This window comes from Bradyrhizobium sp. SPXBL-02 (assembly GCF_051853065.1).
GTDB lineage: Bacteria > Pseudomonadota > Alphaproteobacteria > Rhizobiales > Xanthobacteraceae > Bradyrhizobium.
In genome coordinates this window covers 292388-311446 of sequence record NZ_CP182474.1, presented here as the reverse complement: position 1 = coordinate 311446, position 19059 = coordinate 292388, and the positions used below count along the sequence as shown (strand labels likewise).

17 protein-coding genes, 1 tRNA gene and 1 pseudogene are annotated in these 19059 nt (G+C 65.0%); 14 read left to right on the top strand and 5 right to left on the bottom strand.

Annotated features, from left to right (window positions below):
• Positions 1 to 75: 75 nt before the first annotated feature.
• The 4 genes from sppA to aroA form a co-directional block, all read right to left on the bottom strand.
• Positions 76 to 1056 (bottom strand): signal peptide peptidase SppA, encoded by a 981-nt coding sequence (sppA, locus tag ACNJYD_RS01465; protein WP_260381533.1) that lies wholly within the window; start codon positions 1054 to 1056, stop codon positions 76 to 78.
• A gap of 361 nt (positions 1057 to 1417) precedes the next feature.
• Positions 1418 to 3124: a 30S ribosomal protein S1 gene (gene rpsA, locus ACNJYD_RS01460; protein ID WP_172788603.1), complete on the bottom strand. Its 1707-nt coding sequence runs from the start codon at positions 3122 to 3124 to the stop codon at positions 1418 to 1420.
• 267 nt (positions 3125 to 3391) lie between these two features.
• Positions 3392 to 4030, bottom strand: a complete 639-nt coding sequence (gene cmk, locus ACNJYD_RS01455; protein WP_172788604.1) for a (d)CMP kinase — start codon at positions 4028 to 4030, stop codon at positions 3392 to 3394.
• Complete coding sequence (gene aroA, locus ACNJYD_RS01450; RefSeq protein ID WP_439365134.1) at positions 4027 to 5364, bottom strand: 3-phosphoshikimate 1-carboxyvinyltransferase; 1338 nt, start codon at positions 5362 to 5364, stop codon at positions 4027 to 4029. The genes cmk and aroA overlap by 4 nt, the downstream gene beginning before the upstream one ends.
• Positions 5365 to 5522: 158 nt before the next feature.
• On the opposite strand from aroA, the gene ACNJYD_RS01445 reads away from it, so the two are divergent.
• The 3 genes and pseudogenes from ACNJYD_RS01445 (at position 5523) to ACNJYD_RS01435 (ending at position 6495) form a co-directional block, all read left to right on the top strand.
• Positions 5523 to 5930, top strand: coding sequence for a TIGR02300 family protein (locus tag ACNJYD_RS01445; RefSeq protein WP_172788606.1), 408 nt, complete (start codon positions 5523 to 5525; stop codon positions 5928 to 5930).
• A 95-nt stretch (positions 5931 to 6025) separates the two neighbouring features.
• Positions 6026 to 6101 (top strand) — tRNA-Ala (locus tag ACNJYD_RS01440).
• Between the two features lie 158 nt (positions 6102 to 6259).
• Positions 6260 to 6495, top strand: a pseudogene (locus tag ACNJYD_RS01435) (GIY-YIG nuclease family protein).
• 3 nt (positions 6496 to 6498) lie between these two features.
• On the opposite strand, the gene ACNJYD_RS01430 reads toward ACNJYD_RS01435, so the two are convergent.
• Positions 6499 to 6957, bottom strand: a complete 459-nt coding sequence (locus ACNJYD_RS01430) for a MarR family winged helix-turn-helix transcriptional regulator (protein WP_172788607.1) — start codon at positions 6955 to 6957, stop codon at positions 6499 to 6501.
• Between the two features lie 155 nt (positions 6958 to 7112).
• On the opposite strand from ACNJYD_RS01430, the gene ACNJYD_RS01425 reads away from it, so the two are divergent.
• From ACNJYD_RS01425 to ACNJYD_RS01375, 11 genes are all read left to right on the top strand, one after another.
• A complete protein-coding gene (locus ACNJYD_RS01425) occupies positions 7113 to 7538 on the top strand; it encodes an organic hydroperoxide resistance protein (RefSeq protein ID WP_439365133.1) in 426 nt (141 codons plus the stop codon).
• A gap of 179 nt (positions 7539 to 7717) precedes the next feature.
• Positions 7718 to 8923 carry a CaiB/BaiF CoA transferase family protein gene (locus ACNJYD_RS01420; protein WP_439365132.1) on the top strand — a complete coding sequence of 402 codons (1206 nt, stop codon included), beginning with the start codon at positions 7718 to 7720 and terminating at the stop codon, positions 8921 to 8923.
• A gap of 218 nt (positions 8924 to 9141) precedes the next feature.
• Entirely contained in the window at positions 9142 to 10458 is a 1317-nt protein-coding gene (gene ugpB / locus ACNJYD_RS01415) for a sn-glycerol-3-phosphate ABC transporter substrate-binding protein UgpB (protein ID WP_439365131.1), read from the top strand.
• Between the two features lie 50 nt (positions 10459 to 10508).
• Entirely contained in the window at positions 10509 to 11390 is an 882-nt protein-coding gene (gene ugpA, locus ACNJYD_RS01410; protein ID WP_212257730.1) for a sn-glycerol-3-phosphate ABC transporter permease UgpA, read from the top strand.
• Entirely contained in the window at positions 11390 to 12238 is an 849-nt protein-coding gene (gene ugpE, locus ACNJYD_RS01405; RefSeq protein WP_172788610.1) for a sn-glycerol-3-phosphate ABC transporter permease UgpE, read from the top strand. The genes ugpA and ugpE overlap by 1 nt, the downstream gene beginning before the upstream one ends.
• Positions 12239 to 12244: 6 nt before the next feature.
• Positions 12245 to 13333 carry a sn-glycerol-3-phosphate import ATP-binding protein UgpC gene (locus ACNJYD_RS01400; RefSeq protein WP_212257731.1) on the top strand — a complete coding sequence of 363 codons (1089 nt, stop codon included), beginning with the start codon at positions 12245 to 12247 and terminating at the stop codon, positions 13331 to 13333.
• A gap of 269 nt (positions 13334 to 13602) precedes the next feature.
• Entirely contained in the window at positions 13603 to 14028 is a 426-nt protein-coding gene (locus ACNJYD_RS01395) for an Hsp20 family protein (protein ID WP_025032962.1), read from the top strand.
• A gap of 50 nt (positions 14029 to 14078) precedes the next feature.
• Positions 14079 to 14351 (top strand): DUF1150 family protein, encoded by a 273-nt coding sequence (locus tag ACNJYD_RS01390; RefSeq protein ID WP_018645064.1) that lies wholly within the window; start codon positions 14079 to 14081, stop codon positions 14349 to 14351.
• Positions 14352 to 14746: 395 nt separating this feature from the next.
• Positions 14747 to 15388 (top strand): TetR/AcrR family transcriptional regulator, encoded by a 642-nt coding sequence (locus ACNJYD_RS01385; protein WP_212257933.1) that lies wholly within the window; start codon positions 14747 to 14749, stop codon positions 15386 to 15388.
• Positions 15385 to 18072: a molybdopterin-dependent oxidoreductase gene (locus tag ACNJYD_RS01380; RefSeq protein WP_439365130.1), complete on the top strand. Its 2688-nt coding sequence runs from the start codon at positions 15385 to 15387 to the stop codon at positions 18070 to 18072. Before ACNJYD_RS01385 ends, ACNJYD_RS01380 begins: the two co-directional genes overlap by 4 nt.
• Positions 18069 to 19001, top strand: coding sequence for an FAD binding domain-containing protein (locus ACNJYD_RS01375; RefSeq protein ID WP_439365129.1), 933 nt, complete (start codon positions 18069 to 18071; stop codon positions 18999 to 19001). The genes ACNJYD_RS01380 and ACNJYD_RS01375 overlap by 4 nt, the downstream gene beginning before the upstream one ends.
• The last annotated feature ends 58 nt before the right edge of the window (positions 19002 to 19059 follow it).

The window sequence follows — 19059 nt, the reverse complement described above, 5'->3', positions numbered from 1 at the left end:
TGACAAATGCCGAAAAAGCAGGCTGCGCCGGCACGCGCCGGACGGGAAAAAGCTCTGGAACTCGCCTGCCGACGGTCAGTTGGACGCAGCCGGCTGCCACAAGGCCAGCATGCCATCCATTCCGAGCCGATCCACCGCCTGTGCGACGCCGGTTTGCCCGATCTGGTGCGCGATCGACCCCAAACCGAGCGCTTCTAGCGTCAATGCGGCCGCGGTCTTCAGGAACGGCAGGTCGCCGAAGCGCGGCTGGAGCTTGTAATCGCGCACGGGAAGCCCCTTCTTGACGCCCTTCTGCTCGACCAGCCAGGTCACGGCCGTCTTCTCGTCGCCGATCTGGTCGATCAGCTTGAGATCGATCGCCTGGCGCCCGGTGAAGACGCGGCCGTCGGCAACTTTTTCGAGCTGCGTGTCATCCATGCCACGCCGCTCCTTCACCATTCCCTTGAACCAGGCATAGGAATCCTTCACCAGCGCATCGAGCGCGGCGCGCGCCTCGGGACTGGTCGGCTCAAAACCGTTGGGCGCTGCCTTCAGCGGCGAGGACTTCACCTCCTCGACCTTCACGCCGATGGTCTTCAGGAGCTCGGTCACGTTGGGGTACTGGAACAGCACGCCGATCGACCCGACCAGCGAGCTCTGTTGGGCGACGATGTGGTCGCTTGCAATCGCCGTGATGTAGCCTCCGGAGGCAGCCAGGCCCTCCACCACCACGACCAGCGGCTTTTTCGCCTTGAGACGGACGAGCGAGTCATAGAGCTGCTCGGACCCGGCCGTGGTGCCGCCGGGCGAGTTGATGTGAACGATGACGGCGGCGGCCTGCGAATTCTCGAGCCGCTCCAGCGCCTGCGTGCGATCGGAATCGCTGCGGATCAATCCCTCGATATGGACGCGCGCGATCGAGCCGGCCGATGCGAAGGTGCCGCGTGCACCGGGTGTCGCAATCAGTGCGAAGCTTGCAATCGCCGCGATCGCGATCAGCGCCGCGATGACGCGCCAGAACGTCAGCTTGCGGCGAATCCTGCGGCGATCGACGATGATGTCCGAATCGAGCGACATCGGAATATCTCCAAATGAAAGATCAGGCGCGTTGTGCCGTCACGGCGTGACCATCGGCCTATCTGGATACATCAATTGCGGCGCAATTTGAAGAAAACAAGGCCTCGTGGGGGACGCGCAGGTCGCCGCAAACGCAGTCGTCATCCCCGCCTAGTGCGCAATTGCGCACGGGGGCGGGATCCATAACCCCAGGGAGGAGTCGTCGCGCGAGCTGGCAACTCCGGGTCTTCGTCAAACTCCTCCCTGGGGTTATGGGTCCCGGGATCGCGCTTCGCGCGCCCCGGGACGACAGTCGCGTATGCCGCAACAAAAAAGCCCCGGCTTGCGCCGGGGCCTTGATGCAGCAAAACGGACGTTTCGCTTACTTGCTGTCGCGGTTCTTGAGCGCGGTGCCGAGGATGTCACCGAGCGTCGCACCCGAATCCGAGGAGCCGTACTGCGCGATGGCTTCCTTTTCTTCGGCGACTTCGAGCGCCTTGATCGACACCTGGACCTTGCGGGCCTTCTTGTCGAACTGGATCACGCGGGCATCGACCTTCTCACCGACGGCGAAGCGTTCGGCGCGCTGGTCGTTGCGGTCACGGGCGAGCTCCGAGCGCTTGATGAAGGTGGTGAAGTCGGTACCGGCGATCTTCACCTCGATACCGCTCTCCTTCACTTCGAGCACTTCGCAGGTCACGACCGCGCCCTTCTTGACATCGCCCGGCTCGGCGAAGGGGTCGCCTTCGAGCTGCTTGATGCCGAGCGAGATGCGCTCCTTCTCGACGTCCACATCGAGCACCACGGCCTTCACCATGTCGCCCTTCTTGTAGTTGTCGATCACCTGCTCGCCCGGAAGCTTCCAGTCGAGATCGGAGAGGTGGACCATGCCGTCGACGTCGCCCTCGAGACCCAGGAACAGACCGAACTCGGTCTTGTTCTTGACCTCGCCCTCGACAACCGAACCGGTCGGATGCTTCTCGACGAAGACCTCCCAGGGGTTGCGCATGGTCTGCTTGAGGCCGAGCGAGATGCGGCGCTTGACGGAATCGACTTCCAGCACCTGCACGTCGACTTCCTGCGAGGTCGACACGATCTTGCCGGGGTGCATGTTCTTCTTGGTCCACGACATCTCGGAGACGTGGATCAGGCCTTCGATGCCCGGCTCGAGCTCGACGAACGCACCGTAATCGGTGATGTTGGTGACGCGGCCGGTGAAGCGGGCACCCAGCGGGTACTTGGCTTCGATGCCCTGCCACGGATCGTCCAGCAGCTGCTTCATGCCCAGCGAGATGCGGTGCGTCTCGTGGTTGATCTTGATGATCTTGACCTTCACGGTCTGGCCGATCGAGAGCACCTCGGTCGGATGGTTGACGCGGCGCCACGCGATGTCGGTGACGTGCAGGAGGCCGTCAATGCCGCCGAGGTCGACGAACGCACCGTAGTCGGTGATGTTCTTGACCACGCCGTCGATGACCTGACCCTCTTCGAGGTTCTGCACCAGCTCCTGGCGCTGCTCGGCGCGGGTCTCTTCGAGCACCGTGCGGCGGGACACCACGATGTTGCCGCGGCGTCGGTCCATCTTGAGAATCTGGAACGGCTGCGAGTTGTTCATCAGCGGCGCAACGTCGCGGATCGGACGGATGTCGACCTGCGAGCGCGGCAGGAAGGCCACGGCTCCGTCGAGGTCGACGGTGAAGCCGCCCTTGACCTGGTTGAAGATGACGCCGTTGACCTTCTCGTTGTTCTGGAACGCCTTCTCCAGCTTGCCCCAGCTCTCTTCGCGGCGCGCCTTGTCGCGCGACAGCACGGCTTCGCCGAGGGCGTTCTCGATACGATCGAGGAACACTTCCACCTCGTCGCCGACCTTGAGGTCAGAGTCACGGCCGGGGCCGGAAAATTCGCGCAGCGCAACGCGGCCCTCGGTCTTCAGGCCGACGTCGATGACGGCCATGTCCTTTTCAATTGCAACCACCTTGCCCTTGACGACGGAGCTTTCCTGCAGGTTGCCGCCTGCGAAGGACTCGTCGAGCATCGCGGCGAAATCGTCGCGCGACGGGCTATAGGTATCAGCAGAAGTCGAAGCCATTTGTTCTCCAGTTGCGGATGTCTTGCCGGCCGTCGGGTTCATGGGCGCATCGCGCGCGCAGTGTCGGAAGGTCCGCAAGACCTTCGAGCGACCGCTCGTTGCCCCGGCCTTGCGACCAGAACAGCGGAAGCGGGCCGGCTGAGGCCCGCGCGTTCGATACGTTGAAAGCTTTGTCCGGAACCTGGATCGCGCCGGTCCCGAAACCGGGACGAAGCGTATCGACCTCAAAGAGCGGGAGCGGGCACTTCCTCCAATGACGGCGGCGGCTTAACCCCGCGACCGGCCCGCTCGGACAGCCTCGATAATGTCGATGGCGGCCCGGACGCCGCCTTCTATATCCAGTTGGGAGTTATCTAGCAAGTAAGCATCCGGGGCCGGTTTTAAAGGCGCAATCGGCCGGTTCTTGTCGCGTTCGTCGCGCTGGAGGATGTCGGCGAGCACGGCCGCCTCGTCCGCATCCTCGCCCCGCGCCCTGGCCTCCATGGTGCGGCGGCGGGCGCGGACCTTGGGGTCGGCGACCACGAAGATCTTCACGTCGGCGTGGGGGCAGATCACGGTTCCAATATCCCGGCCGTCGAGCACGGCGCCCGGCGGATCGGCGGCGAATTGCCGCTGGAAATTCACCAGAACCTCGCGAACCCGAGGGATTGCCGAGACGATCGAGGCGCCCTCGCCGGCCTTCTGGGTCTTCAGCGCAGGATTGCCGAACTTTTCGGGATCGAGCTCCAATGCGGCCTGCACCGCAGCCGCCTCGTCGTTGAGATCGTGCCCTGACTGCATCAGGGCATAGGCCACCGCACGATAGATCACGCCGGTATCGAGATGACGATAGCCGTAATGGTGGGCGAGACGCTTGCCGAGCGTCCCCTTGCCCGAGGCCGCGGGCCCGTCGATGGCGATGATCATGAGAACTCGGCCCCTAACGAACCCATCATCGGAATGAAATCCGGAAAGCTGGTGGCGATGAAGGCGGTGTCGTCGACGGTCACGGGCTGATCGGAGGCGCACCCCATCACCAGCGCGGACATCGCGATGCGGTGGTCCATGTGGGTGGCGACAGTGCCGCCGCCCGGGACGTGGCCGCGGCCCTCGACGATCAGATCGTCGCCGGAGACCTCGACCTTGACACCGTTGACGCGGAGCATGGCGGCGGTCGCCTCCAGGCGATCGGATTCCTTGACGCGCAGCTCCTGCAGGCCGCGCATGATCGTGGTGCCTTCGGCGAACGACGCCGCCACCGCCAGCACCAGATATTCGTCGATCATCGACGGCGCGCGCTCCGGCGGCACCTCGACGCCGCGCAGTTTCGAGGCGCGCACGCGCAATTGCGCCATCGGCTCGCCGGCATCGCCCCGCACTTCGCTCTCCTCGATGGAGGCGCCCATTTCGCGCAGCGTGGTGAACAGGCCGGTGCGCAGCGGATTGGTCATGACATCGGACAGCACGACATCGGAGCCCTCGACGATCAGCGCCGCGACGATCGGGAAGGCGGCCGACGAGGGATCGGCGGGCACCACGACATTGGCGCCGCGCAGCTCGGGCTGGCCGACCAGCGTGATGCGGCGGCCGTGCTGGCCTTCCTGGACCGAGGTGATGTCGGCACCGAAATGCCTCAGCATCAGCTCGGTGTGGTCGCGGCTGGCCTCGCTCTCGATGACAGTGGTGACGCCCGGGGCAGCCAGGCCCGCCAGCAGCACGGCCGATTTGATCTGGGCCGAGGCGACCGGGGTCTTGTAGGTGATCGGCAGCGGATCGCCCGCGCCCTGGAGGGTCAGCGGCAGGCGCCCGCCCTCGCTGCCCGCGGTGACCTTGGCACCCATCTTTTCCAATGGATCGAGGATCCGGCGCATGGGACGGCTGCGCAGCGAGGCATCGCCGTCGAACACCGCCGAAATCGGGCAGCCGGCCACGGCGCCCATGACCAGCCGGCAGCCGGTGCCGGAATTGCCGAAATCCAGCGGCGCATTGGGCGGGGCGAAGCCTCCGACCCCGACGCCGTTGACCCTCCAGGCGAAATCGCCGGTGCGCTCGACCCTGGCACCCAGCGCCTGCATCGATTTGGCGGTGTTGAGGACGTCCTCGCCCTCGAGCAGGCCCGAAATTCTGGTCTCGCCGACCGCGAGCGCGCCCAGGATCAGGGCGCGGTGGGAGATCGACTTGTCGCCGGGCACCCGTACTTTCCCGGTCAGGGGCCCGCTGGCGCGAGACTGGAGCGGTCTCGGTTGGTCGGAATGGGTCAAGATTGTGTCCTTGAATAGGCCCGATGGGCTGGCGCGCAGGTATCACATGGTCCGCGCCCCGTCACGGGCATGTCGTTCTCCCGTAATGCGCTATTGACAGCGGGCCGCCAACTAGCCAAGTGAAGCACCGCTTTTCAGACATTCCCAGGATTCCTGCCGTGGCCAAGTCCGAACTCGGAACCAAACGTATTTGCCCGACCACGGGCAAGAAGTTCTATGACCTCAACAAGAATCCGGTGATCTCGCCCTATACCGGCGAAGTGGTGCCGATCGCCCCGGTTGCTCCTGCGCGCGCGCCCCGTGGGGCCGAGGCCCGCAACATGGCACAGGACAACGCGCCGGAGCCGGCAGAGGCCGAGGAATTGGTCTCGCTCGAGGAGGCCGATGCCGAGGAGAACACCGGCAAGGTCAAGGCCGTCGTGCCCGAATCGGAGGACGATATCGAGGTCGACGAGACCCTCGACGACGATGATGACGACGATTCGACCTTCATTGCCGACGAGGAAGAGGGCGATGAGGACGTGACCGACATCATTGGTGATGTCGGAGGTGATGAAGAGACTTGAGATCAGCCCTGATCTGTGAAAAAGGGTGCACCGCGCGAGTCGGAAAGGCTCGCCGGTCCGGGGTGATCGACCAGGTTCACCCCGTCTAAGGTTAAGGGGCCATAGCTCAGCTGGGAGAGCGCTTGCATGGCATGCAAGAGGTCGGCGGTTCGATCCCGCCTGGCTCCACCAGCCTTCGCTCGCTTCGCGAGCTACGGCTCGGCAAGCCAGCCCCGCTCCATCGTAGCGAAGTGAGCGAAGGCTACCGCGGCGTAGCCCGAAGGGCGAATCCGGGCCCCATCAGATAGAACGCGGGTGTAAGCTCCCCCTCGACGACTGGGGAGTGTGCCGTGAAATACGTCTACATTCTGAGAGCCTCGATTCCCTTCACTTTTATGTCGGGATCACCGACGACCTGCGAACCAGACTGGCAAAGCACAATGCTGGCGAGGTGCCCCACACCTCGAAATACGGGCCTTGGCGTCTCAAGACTTACGTCGCATTCAGCAACGAGAAGCAGGCCGTCGCATTCGAGAAGTACTTGAAGTCAGCGTCCGGTCGCGCCTTCGCCAAGAAGCGGCTCTAACCCCTACTCCCCGATCACCGCATTCAGCCGATCCCTCAGCGCGACGATCTCGTCTTTCATCGCCACCAGCTCCGACACCGAGCAGTCCGATGCCGCCAGGATCGAGTGCGGCACGGCGCGCGCCTTTTCCTTCAGTGCATGGCCCTGCGGCGTCAGGGCGATCAGCACCTGGCGTTCGTCCTCGCGCGAGCGGGTGCGCTTGACGAGATGGGCGGCCTCGAGCCGCTTGAGCAGCGGCGTCAGCGTGCCCGAATCCAGGAACAGCTTCTCGCCGATGTCCTTCACCGGCACGTCGTCGCGCTCCCACAGCACCAGCATGACCAGATATTGCGGATAGGTCAGGCCGAGCCGATCGAGCAGCGGCTTGTAGACGCGGTTGAAGGCGTGCGTGGCGGAATAGACCGCGAAGCAGATCTGGTTGTCGAGGCGAAGCGGGTCGACCGCCGTTGATTTCCGGGCCATGACGAATCTCGTGCGTTTCTCCCATTCTGGGCCCGGCCGGCGGCGCATTCAATTGCGAACAATTAAATGTGAGACGCGCCGATTTAGATTGCGCGCAATCTAATTGCCTGCGATAAAGCTCACACCCCAACCTGGAAAGACCCGAGGAGACGAAAATGTCCGTGAACGTCCTCTACAAGACCAGCGCCAAGGCCACCGGCGGCCGCGACGGCCATGCTGCGACCCTCGACGGCGCGCTCGACGTCAAACTCACCACGCCGAAGGAGCTCGGCGGTGGCGGCGGCGCCGGCAACAATCCCGAGCAGCTGTTCGCGGCCGGCTATGCTGCCTGCTTCATCGGCGCGATGAAGTTCGTGGCTTCGCAGGGCGGCCCGAAGGTTCCGGCCGATGCCTCCGTCACCTCGACCGTCGGCATCGGCCCGCGCTCGGAAGGCGGCTTCGGCCTCGACATCGATCTTGCCGTCTCGCTGCCGGGCCTTGCCCGCGCGGAGGCCGAGGCGCTGGTCGCCAGGGCCCACCAGGTGTGCCCGTACTCCAATGCCACGCGCGGCAATGTCGACGTTCGCCTGACGGTCGTCTGATCGGCAGAACGGATTGGCTGGCCCGGGATCCCCCTCGGGCCGGCCGCTTCCGACTGAATTTGCCACCGCGCGGCATGGCAGCGCAGCCGCGCATGCGGCCCTACGCGAGGGCCCATTGCTGGCGCAAACAAACCTCGCTAGGCCTGTGCTCGAACGACCGACACAGGAGAAGCGAAGGCATGAGTTCTGAAGCCGCAACGGGTGCCATGAGCGGACTGCGCGTCATCGATCTCACGCGTGTGCTCGGCGGTCCCTACTGCACCCAGATCCTCGCCGACCACGGCGCCGACGTGATCAAGGTCGAGCCGCCCGCGGGCGACGAGGTGCGCGAATGGGGCCCTCCGTTCCACGAGGAGGATGCGGCCTATTTCGTCGGCATCAACCGCAACAAGCGCTCGATCGGCCTCGACCTCGCCTCCGAAGGCGGGCGTGTCGTGCTGCTGAAGATGCTGGAAACGGCCGACGTCCTGATCGAGAATTTCAAGCCGGGCACGCTGGAGAAATGGGGCATCGGCAACGACGTCCTCAGCAAGAAATATCCGCGCCTCGTGCATTGCCGCATCTGCGGCTTCGGCGCCGACGGCCCGCGCGGCGGCAATCCCGGCTATGACGCCATCATCCAGGCCATGACCGGCATGATCGCGGCGACCGGCTCGCCCGAGAGCGGGCCGATGCGGATCGGCGTGCCGCTGGTCGACATCACCACCGGCCTCTATGCGGCGATCGGCATCCTGATGGCGCTGTCGGAGCGGCAGCGTTCGGGCAAGGGCCAGTTCCTGGAGACGACGTTGTACGAGACCGGCCTTGCCATCATGCATCCGCACACCGCGAATTATTTCATGCATGGCAAGCCGCCCTCGCTCACCGGCAACGAGCACCCGAACCTCGTGCCCTACGCGATCTTCCCGACCAAGACCGACAACATCTTCATCGGCGTCGGCAATGACGGCACCTTCCGCAAGCTCGCCAAGGAGATCGGCAAGCCCGAGCTCGGCACCGATCCGCGCTTTGCCCGCAACAAGGACCGCATCGCCAATCGCGAGGCGCTGCGCGCCGAGCTCGCCGCCGTGTTCAGCCAGCACGAGGCCGAGCCGCTGTGCAACCGCCTGCTCGCGGCGGGCCTGCCTGCGGGGCCTGTGCAGAAGATCGACCAGGCGCTGACCAACCCGCACACGATCGCGCGCGGCGATATCATCGAGAAGGACTGGTACAAGGGCGTCGCCTCACCGATCCGGCTCGACCGCAGCAAGCCCAGCCTGCGCCGCGTGCCGCCGAAATTCAGCCAGCACGCGGCCGAGGTGCTGGGCGAGTTCGGCTACTCCAAGGCCGAGATCGACGCGATGGTCGAAAAAGGCACGGTCTGCGGTCCCGAGCGCAAGCGCTAAGGGCCTCACCCTTCCCATCAACCAATGCCGCACTGCGGCGCGCGCACGCATGTGCAGCGCGAACGGCGTTGGCTGACCGCTCCGTGTTCGCCTATTTGACGACTTCCCATTTGGCGGCGCTTGCTGCTTTCGTTTCTCCCGCTTACACAGTCATGTGAACGTCATATGGCGCTGCTAGCGCAAGCGCTTCTTAGTGACGGGCAAGGGAGGTTTTCTTGATGGCTCTTCGACATTTTGGCGCGGCTGCGGCTGTCGCGCTCGCGGTTGGTCTCGGCGCCTCGCCGGCACTTGCCGTGACCGAAATCCAGTGGTGGCACGCGATGACCGGCGCCAACAACGACGTCATCGTCAAGCTCGCCAACGACTTCAACGCCACGCAGAGCGACTACAAGGTGATCCCGACCTACAAGGGCAACTACGCCGATACGATGAACGCCGGCATCGCCGCGTTCCGCGCCGGCAACGCGCCGCACATCATGCAGGTGTTCGAGGTCGGCACCGCCACCATGATGGCCGCGACCGGCGCCGTGAAGCCGGTCTACAAGCTGATGGCCGAGACCGGCGAGAAGTTCGATCCGAAGGCCTATCTGCCCGCGATCACCGGCTACTACTCGACCTCGAAAGGCGAGATGCTGTCCTTCCCCTTCAACTCGTCGTCGACCGTGATGTGGGTCAACCTCGACGAGCTGAAGAAGGCCAATGTCGAGATCCCGAAGACCTGGCCTGAAGTGTTCGACGCCGCCAAGAAGCTGAAGGCGGCCGGCCATGCCACCTGCGGCTTCTCCAACTCCTGGGTCACCTGGGTCAATCTCGAGCAGCTGTCCGCCTGGCACAACGTGCCGCTGTCGACCAAGGCCAACGGCCTCGACGGCTTCGACACCGTGCTCTCCTTCAACGGGCCGCTCCAGGTCAAGCATCTCGAGAACCTGGTCGAGCTCCAGAAGGACAAGACCTACGACTATGCCGGCCGCACCAACACCGGCGAAGGCCGCTTCACGTCGGGCGAATGCCCGCTCTACCTGACCTCGTCGGCGTTCTTCGGCAACGTCAAGGCGCAGGCCAAGTTCGCCTTCACCGCCGTGCCGATGCCCTATTATCCGGACGCCAAGGGCGCGCCGCAGAACTCGATCATCGGCGGTGCCTCGCTCTGGGTGATGGGCGGCAAGCCGGCGGACGATTACAAGGGCGTCGCGAAGTTCCTCACCTTCCTCTCGGACACCGATCGCCAGGTCTACATCCACAAGGCCTCCGGCTATCTGCCGATCACCAAGGCGGCCTATGATAAGGCCAAGGCCGAGGGCTTCTACAAGGACCAGCCCTATCTCGAGACGCCGCTGCTCGAGCTGACCAACAAGGAGCCGACCGAGAATTCGCGCGGCCTGCGCCTCGGCAACATGGTGCAGCTCCGTGACGTCTGGGCGGAGGAGATCGAGCAGGCACTGGCGGGGAAGAAGACCGCCAAGCAGGCGCTGGACGCCGCCGTCGAGCGCGGCAACACCATGCTGCGCCAGTTCGAAAAGACCGCCGTGAAGTAAGGCGACCAGCGGCAGGCCGGTCAGCCGGCCTGCCGCTTCTCTGGGGCATCATGCAAAAGCAAGCCATTTTCCAGTCGAAGCTGTTGCCCTATGCGCTGGTTGCGCCGCAGCTCGCGATCGTCCTGATTTTCTTCTACTGGCCGGCCTTGCAGGCGGTGATCCAGTCCTTCCTGCTCCAGGACGCCTTCGGCCTCTCGACCAGCTTCGTCTGGTTCGAGAATTATCTCGAGCTGTTCAGGGAGCGCGCCTATTTCGAGGCGATCCTGCGCACCTTCTTCTTCTCGTTCGCGATCGCGGTGTCGTCGCTGTCGTTCGCGCTGCTGCTCGCCGTGATGGCGGACAAGCCGCTGCGCGGCTCGATGCTCTACCGCACGCTGCTGATCTGGCCCTATGCGGTGGCGCCGCCCGTCGTCGGCGTGCTCTGGATCTTCATGCTGCATCCCTCGCTCGGCGTGCTCTCGCGCTACCTGCGCACTCTGGGCATCGACTGGAATCCGCTGCTCGACGGCGACCAGGCCGCATCGCTGATCATCCTGGCCGCCGCCTGGAAGCAGATCTCCTACAACTTCCTGTTCTTCCTCGCCGGCCTGCAGAGCATCCCCAGAAGCGTGCTCGAGGCCGCCGCGATCGACGGCGCGCGCCCGATGCGCAGGTTCTGGACCGTGACCTTCCCGCTGCTGTCGCCGACCATCTTCTTCCTCCTGGTCGTCAACATCGTCTACGCCTTCTTCGACACGTTCGGCATCATCGACACCATGACCCGCGGCGGCCCCGGCAAGTCGACCGAGACGCTGGTCTACAAGGTCTATTCCGACGGCCTGCTCGGCGGCAATCTCGGCAGCTCGGCGGCGCAGTCGGTGATCCTGATGATCATGGTGATCGTGCTCACGGGCATCCAGTTCCGCTTCGTCGAACGCAAGGTGACCTACTGATGGTCGAGGAAGAGGGCTTTCGGCGCTACGTCGCCCACATCATCCTGTGGATCGGAATCGCGATCGTCGCCTTCCCGGTCTACATCGCAATCGTCGCCTCGACCCAGGACAACGCCGTGATCGCGAACGGGCAGATGTCGCTGCTGCCCGGCGGCCACTTCTTCGAGACCTACTACCAGACCATCTTCGTCGGCACGAGCGGCTCGACCCGCGAGCCGGTCGGCAACATGATGCTGAACTCGCTGGTGATGGCGCTGCTGATCGCGGTGGGCAAGATCGCGATCTCGATCATCTCGGCCTATGCGATCGTGTATTTCCGCTTCCCGTTCCGGATGCCGATCTTCTGGCTCATCTTCATCACCCTGATGCTGCCGGTCGAGGTCCGCATCTATCCGACCTACAAGATCGTCGCCGATTTGCACATGCTCGACAGCTATGCCGGCCTGTCGCTGCCGCTGATCGCATCGGCCACCGCGACGCTGCTGTTCCGGCAGTTCTTCATGACCGTGCCGGACGAGCTGTTGGAGGCCTCGCGCATCGACGGCGCCGGCCCCTTGCGCTTCTTCTGGGATACGCTGCTGCCGCTGTCGCGCACCAACATGGCGGCGCTGTTCGTGATCCTGTTCATCCTCGGCTGGAATCAATATCTCTGGCCGCTCTTGATCACCACGCGCGACGACATGCAGACCATCCAGATCGGCATCCGCAAGATGATCACCACCACCGACGCGCTGACCGAATGGCCGATCGTGATGGCAACCGCCGTGCTGGCCATGCTGCCGCCGGTGTTCGTCGTCGTCGCCATGCAGAAATTGTTCGTGCGCGGCCTGGTCGAGACGGAGAAGTAGAGACTTATGGCCAACGTCACCCTGCGCAGCGTCCGCAAAACCTATCCCGGCGGCTTCGAGGCCATCAAGGGCGTCGACGTCGATGTCGGCGACGGACAGTTCTGCGTGCTGGTCGGCCCCTCCGGCTGCGGCAAGTCCACGCTGCTGCGCATGGTCGCGGGGCTGGAGACGGTCACCGGCGGTGAGATCGACATCGGCGGCCGCGTCGTCAACCAGATCGAACCCGCCGATCGCGACATCGCGATGGTGTTCCAGAACTACGCGCTCTATCCGCATATGAGCGTCTACAACAACATGGCCTATGGCCTGCGCAACCGCGGCATGGCCGAGGCCGAGATCAAGACCCGCGTCGAGGAAGCCGCGCGCGTGCTCGAGCTCTCCGCCATGCTGGAGCGCAAGCCGCGCCAGCTCTCCGGCGGCCAGCGCCAGCGCGTCGCCATGGGCCGCGCCATCGTGCGCCAGCCGAAGGTGTTCCTGTTCGACGAGCCGCTCTCCAACCTCGACGCCAAGCTGCGCATCGCGATGCGGGTCGAGATCCGCAAGTTGCAGCGCCGGCTCAACACCACGTCGATCTACGTCACCCATGACCAGCTCGAGGCTATGACGCTCGCCGACATCCTCGTCGTGATGAACGGCGGCCAGGTCGAGCAGGTCGGCAATCCGCTGGCGATCTACGAGAAGCCGGCGACGACCTTCGTCGCCTCCTTCATCGGCGCGCCGCCGATGAACCTGATGTCGACGCGGCCCGAGGAGATCCGCTCGCAGCTCGCCGGCAGCACTGCTGCCGATGCCGGCATCCTCGGCATCCGCCCGGAGGACTTTGTCATCACCGACGAAACGCCGGCCGGCGGCGTCGCCCTGCCGCTCACCGTGGAAGCGATCGAGCGCGTCGGCGCCGAAACCTTCGTCTACGGTTCCCGCGAACAGGAGGACCAGCGCGTCGCCGCCACGCCCGGCGAGCTGCCGCCCGGCGAGGTCATCGTCCGCATTCCCGGAACCCAGGCCCCCGCCATCGGCGCGAGAATCCGCGTCGCGGCGGTGCGGGCGAAGCTGCATCTGTTCAGCGGCGACGGTCGGAAGCGGATCGAGGCCTGAGGGGATCCGAAGAGCCAGACAACAAAAGTGCGAAAACAACCCCATGCACAGTAGGAGGGGGTTTGTTTTTGCTGGGATAAATCGCCTCGAAATTGGTCATGCCGGCCATGACGAACCGGAGACATCCGGCGAGTGGGGAAAATCGCCCATCCACAGCGATCCCCGCTACCTGCTTGAACCCACAGGGGAACATGCCCATATTGCTGATCAAGGGGTGCCGTTCGCGGGCCCTGATGCACCAAAGTCGCTTCGAGAGGACTTTGTAAACTATGTCTCGTGTTCCAACGCTCTCCAGTCCTTTCCTGCTGGGCTTCGACGAGATCGAGCGCGTGCTCGATCGGGTCGTCAAAGGCGCCGACGGTTATCCTCCCTACAATATCGAGAGGTGCGACCGCACGGACGGCCAGCCCGAGCGTTTGCGCATCACGCTGGCGGTCGCCGGATTTACGCGCGACCAACTCGATGTAACCATTGAGGAAAACCAGCTCGTGATCCGCGGGCGGCAGCAGGACGACAAGTCCCGGCAGTACATCCATCGCGGCATCGCCGCGCGCCACTTCCAGCGCACCTTCGTGCTGGCGGAGGGGATGCTGGTGCTGGGTGCGGATCTGAAGAACGGGCTGTTGTCGATCGATCTGGCCCGGCCTGAACCGGAGCGGATCGTTAAGACAATCGCTATCAATGAGCACGAATAATGGAACGAGTAGCGGACTCGACCGCTTAGTGTTCCAGAGGAGTCGAGACCATGAGTGAAGGTCACGTTGCGTTCGAATACGAAGCCAAGAACGTCTCTCCTGAGACGCTGGCAACCCTGGGCGAAGGCCATATCGCCTATGTGAAGCAGATCCGTTCCGAGGACGTGCCGGACCTGTTCCCCGAGGCGCCCAAGATCGCGCCTGGCCTCAAGCTGTTCGCCCTCCATGCCGCCGACGGCACGCCGATCATGCTGACCGACAGCCGCGAAGCCGCGGTCGCCAACGCCTGGAGCAACGAGCTGCAAGCGGTGAGCGTGCACTAAAGCACGCGCGTCGCACGAATAGGGTTTTGGCGGGCATGCCTTCGCAAGAAGGCGTGCCCGTTTTCATTTGAGAGGCGATGTCCCTGCCCGGGTGGGGGCACTGGCTATCGCATATGACTTGTGGCGGCGGTTTGCGCGCACGCCTCGTCCTTCGAGACGGCGCTGACGCGCCTCCTCAGGATGAGGCTCATCAGCGTCAGCGCCCGTTGAAACTGCTGCCGCGCACCCCGCCCTCATCCTGAGGAGCCCGCCTCAGGCGGGCGTCTCGAAGGATGGCCGCAGGGGAAAACTCTCAACTCCGATAGCCCTGGCGTGCGGGGGCGGCCTTCATGCGCGCACGAGACCTCATCAATCCGTGATTTGACAGTTCCTGCATCTTTGTCAAATCTGACAAAATGCAGGCCAAGGCCCCTCCCCAGGACCGGATCCTCGACGCTGCCTTGCGCGTGTTCCGGCGCCACGGCTTCCGCCGCTCCTCGATCGAGCAGGCGGCTGAGGAAGCCGGACTGACGCGGCAGGCGCTCTATCATCACTTCGCCTCCAAGGAGGCGCTGTTTCGCGCCGTGCTCGAGCGGATCTACGAGCAGGGGCTCGCTGCCGAAATCGCGGCAGCGAAGGCGGCGGAAGAGGCCGGCCTCGAGCTTGCCGACATCCTGGTCGCCGAAATCGGCGCGCGGATGCAGTCGCTGCTCGCTTCGCTCAAGGACTCGCCCCACACCGAGGAGCTGTTTTCCGAGCACCTCGCGCAGGCGCGCGACCTCTACCAGAGCTATTCCAACCGTTTTGCCGACGAGATCGCAACCACGATCGCGCGGGTGTGCCGCAAGCGAAAGCTTAACCTCGAAAGCGGCGTCAGCGTGCGCGAGCTCGCGCGCTGCGTCGAGATGGCGATCCACGGCACCAAATCCGCGTTCCCTTCCATGCAGCCGGTCGACGCATTCCTGAAACAGCTGGAGACCATGCTGCGCATGCTGATCGCCGGCGCGATGGCGCCGTCCGCAAAGAAGTCCCACCGCAAACCGGGAGTTCGAAAATGACCACCACGACCATCAATGGACGGCCCCTGGTGCTGCCCGACGATCCGGATGCGCTCTTGATCGACGTGATCCGCGACGGCGGCCTCACCGGCACCAAACTCGTCTGCGGCTCCGGCGTCTGCGGCGCCTGCACCGTGCTGCTCGAGGGCACGCCGGTCGTGAGCTGCCTGTTGCCGGCGCAGGCGGCCGCCGACAAATCGCTGACGACCATCGAGGGCGTCGGAGCGGCCGGATTGCATCCGGTGCAGAAGGCGTTCATGGCGCACGACGCCCTGCAATGCGGCTTCTGCACGCCCGGCTTCGTCGTCGATGCCACCGCCTTCCATGACAGCTGGCGCGCGACCAGGGGCGCGGCGACACCCTCGCGCGAGGAGATCGCCGCCGCGCTATCGGGACATCTCTGCCGCTGCGGCGCCTATGAAGGCATTTTTCGCGCGGTGGCGGAGGCTTGTTCAGGCCGCTTCGACGGCAACGATCCCATCGCGCCGCGGCTGGAAGCCCGCGACAAGGTGACGGGACTGGCCCGCTACACGGTCGACATCCGCCATGACGGCCAGCTCGAAGGCGTCATCCTGCGCGCGCACGTCGCGCATGCGAGGATCACCGGGCTTGATCTGGCGCCGGCGCGTACTATTCCCGGTGTTGCCGCGGTGGTTCCGCTGCTCGACGACGACAACATGGTCCGCTTCGTCGGCGCGCCGATTGCAGCCGTCGCGGCCAGGGATCGCGGCACCGCACTGAAGGCAATTGCCGCGATCAGCTTCAAGCCCGAGCCTTTGCCCGCGGTGATCGGGCTCGATGCAGCGCGACGCGACGATGCGCCCGTCGTGTTCGAAAAGAAGGACCGCAAGCGTGCCGGCAACGTGTCCGAGGGCGCCGGCGGCGCTCCGGTGTCGTGGAACGGCAATGTGCGCGGGCCTTCGGCGCCGTTCTCGCAAAAAGCCAAGCGGGCCAGGAGCTGGCTCGACGAGGCGCGCCAGCAACGCAATCCGCTGCTGATAGAGGAGACCTTCCGCGTCTCGACGCAACAGCACGCAAGCCTCGAACCACATGCCGCGGTGGCCAGGTTCGATGGCGATCAGCTCATTATGCACATCTCGACCCAGGCCATTCACGAGAGCATGGAGAAGATCGCCAAGCGTTATGGCCTTCCGCACGACAAGGTGCGTGTGATCGCCGATCATGTCGGCGGCGGGTTCGGCTCCAAGGGCAGCGTCGGGCTGGAGACCATCGCCGCAATCGAGCTTGCGCGCGCCGCGAAGGCGCCGGTGCGTGTCGCCTTCGATCGTGAAGAAGAGCTTTCCGTCGCCGGCTATCGTCCGGCCGCCGAGCTGAAGCTGTCCTTGCTGCCTTCGGCGGAAGGCCGCCTCAAGGCGCTGTCGCTCACCGCCCATGCCGATACCGGCGCCGCCGTGAACTCGCTGATCGCCGGCCTGGCGCGGCTGATCTATCCGGCCGAAGCAAAAGAGCTCGTCGACTTCGACGTGCTCAGCAATTTGCCGCCCGGCGCGCCGTTCCGCGGCCCCGGCGGTCCACCGATGTCGTTTGCGCTGGAGCAGGCGGTCGACGAAGCGGCGCTGCGCATGAAGGTCGATCCGATTCAATTGCGCAGGCTCTGGGACCCCGATCCCAACCGCCAGCGACTGTACGACTGGGCCGCCGGCCTCGACGTCTGGAAGAACCGCAAGCCGGCCGCCTCGCAAACCGGCCGCTACCGGCGCGGCGTCGGCGTCGCCACCGGCTACTGGCTCTATCTCTGGCAGACCGGCTCCTCGGTCGAACTCGCGATCAAGGGCGGACGCATCGTCGCAAGCTGCGCGGTACAGGATATCGGCACGGGCACGCGCAGCGTGATCGCGAACACCGTCGCGAAGGCGTTCGATCTCGAGCCGCAGGATGTGGACGTTCGCATCGGCCGCTCCAACCTGCCGCCCGGACCGGGCTCCGGCGGCAGCCGTGTCACCGCTTCGGTGGTGCCGCCGACCTTGCTCGCCATCGACAAGCTGAAAGCGGAAATCAAGCGCACCGCGTCTCGCACACCTGCTCCGGGCTCGAACGCGCCATGGCGCGAGATGATCGCGGCTTCTCCTGATATCGCCGTGTCGGCGAGACGCCAGGAGGACGGCAGGCCGCCGCCCGGCGTCAGGCCCGCTCTGCACGAGGCGGGCATCATGGGCCGGGTGTTCGGTTGGGTGCTGCGTCTGATGAACCACATGGTGGTCGGCGCCGGCGTGCCGAGCTCGGTCCAGGTGATGGAGGTCGAGGTCGATACCTGGCTCGGCCATGTGCGCGTGCTCAACGCCTATACGGGCCTCGCGATCGGCAAGCTCGCTGCGCCGACGCTGGCGCGAAGCCAGGCCGCAGGCGCGGTGATCCAGGGCATCGGCTACGCACTCTATGAGTCGCGGGAGACCGATCCTTCGAGCGGCCACATCCTGAGCGGCAGCATGGAGGATTACCGCATTCCGGGGATTGCCGACATGCCGAAACTGGAAGTGCATTTCGACGAGGCCGGTTTCGAGCATGTGCCGGGCGGCAGCGTCGGCATCGGCGAAGTCGCCACCGTGCCGACCTCGCCCGCGATCGCCAACGCCATCCGCGATGCGATCGGCGTGAGACTGACCGAAATTCCGTTCCGGCCCGATCGTCTGGTGGCCGCGCTGAAAGGGAGGGATGCAGCATGAGTGTCGCCGTCATGACCGCCAAGCCCACTGCCAAGCCCACGACGGAATTCCGCGCCGGAGGCACCGACTTCAGCGAACGCCGCCGCAGCGGCGTGTCGCAGGGAATGCTGATCGATATCTCGGCCACCGGCGACAAGACGATCACCTGGGACGCCGACGGAGCAGCCCGGATCGGCGCGCTGACCACCATCGCCACGATCGCGACCGACGCGCGCATCGCCGCCGCCTATCCCGGTATTGCGGCGAGCGCGCAAGGGCTCGCCACGCCACAGGTGCGCCAGGTTGCAACGCTCGGCGGCAATCTCGCGCAGCGTTCGCGCTGTTGGTATTTCCGCCGGGCCGACATCGATTGCCTGAAGAAAAGCGGCAGCACCTGCCCTGCCCGGTCCGGCAATCACCTCTATGGCGTTGCCTTCGACCTCGGCGACTGCGTCGCGCCGCATCCCTCGACCATGGCGGCGGCTCTGCTCGCCTATGATGCGACCATCACCACGGACCGGCGCAGCGGATTGACGATTGCCGGCCTGCTCGGCGACGGCTCGGTCTCGCACGCCGATCATACACTCGCAGCAGGCGAGATGATCAAGAGCATTGCGCTTCCTGCTCCGCTCGAGGGCGAGCGCGCTTCCTACAAGCGCGCGATCAGCCGGACCTATGCGGAATGGCCGCTGGTGGAGCTCTGCGCCCGCGTCGTGATCGCCGGCGGCAAGTTCCAGCTCGTGCGCCTCGCTGCCGGCGGCGTCGCGCCCGTGCCGCTTCGCCTCACCGCGGTGGAAGTCGCGCTCAGTGGCAAGACTGCCAATGCGACATCGATCGCGGAAGCAGCGAAAGCGGCGAGCTCGGGCGCCAAACCATTGCCGATGACGGCCTACAAGCTCGATCTTCTGCAAGGGTTGGTGCGCGACGTGCTGGAGCGGCTCTCGGATTAGAGCGGAATGGCTTTAGGTCGAATCGATTGCCGCGGACTCGGTGCAACCTCTCCCCGTT

Coding starts and splice junctions, on each gene's coding strand:
- ACNJYD_RS01395 (WP_025032962.1), top strand. CDS start 13,603: ATGTCTCGTGTTCCAACGCTCTCCAGTCCTTTCCTGCTGGGCTTCGAC.
- ACNJYD_RS01430 (WP_172788607.1), bottom strand. CDS start 6,957: ATGGCCCGGAAATCAACGGCGGTCGACCCGCTTCGCCTCGACAACCAG.
- ACNJYD_RS01420 (WP_439365132.1), top strand. CDS start 7,718: ATGAGTTCTGAAGCCGCAACGGGTGCCATGAGCGGACTGCGCGTCATC.
- ACNJYD_RS01380 (WP_439365130.1), top strand. CDS start 15,385: ATGACCACCACGACCATCAATGGACGGCCCCTGGTGCTGCCCGACGAT.
- sppA (WP_260381533.1), bottom strand. CDS start 1,056: ATGTCGCTCGATTCGGACATCATCGTCGATCGCCGCAGGATTCGCCGC.
- ugpE (WP_172788610.1), top strand. CDS start 11,390: ATGGTCGAGGAAGAGGGCTTTCGGCGCTACGTCGCCCACATCATCCTG.
- ACNJYD_RS01375 (WP_439365129.1), top strand. CDS start 18,069: ATGAGTGTCGCCGTCATGACCGCCAAGCCCACTGCCAAGCCCACGACG.
- ugpB (WP_439365131.1), top strand. CDS start 9,142: ATGGCTCTTCGACATTTTGGCGCGGCTGCGGCTGTCGCGCTCGCGGTT.
- ACNJYD_RS01425 (WP_439365133.1), top strand. CDS start 7,113: ATGTCCGTGAACGTCCTCTACAAGACCAGCGCCAAGGCCACCGGCGGC.
- ACNJYD_RS01390 (WP_018645064.1), top strand. CDS start 14,079: ATGAGTGAAGGTCACGTTGCGTTCGAATACGAAGCCAAGAACGTCTCT.
- ugpA (WP_212257730.1), top strand. CDS start 10,509: ATGCAAAAGCAAGCCATTTTCCAGTCGAAGCTGTTGCCCTATGCGCTG.
- ACNJYD_RS01385 (WP_212257933.1), top strand. CDS start 14,747: ATGCAGGCCAAGGCCCCTCCCCAGGACCGGATCCTCGACGCTGCCTTG.
- rpsA (WP_172788603.1), bottom strand. CDS start 3,124: ATGGCTTCGACTTCTGCTGATACCTATAGCCCGTCGCGCGACGATTTC.
- ACNJYD_RS01400 (WP_212257731.1), top strand. CDS start 12,245: ATGGCCAACGTCACCCTGCGCAGCGTCCGCAAAACCTATCCCGGCGGC.
- cmk (WP_172788604.1), bottom strand. CDS start 4,030: ATGATCATCGCCATCGACGGGCCCGCGGCCTCGGGCAAGGGGACGCTC.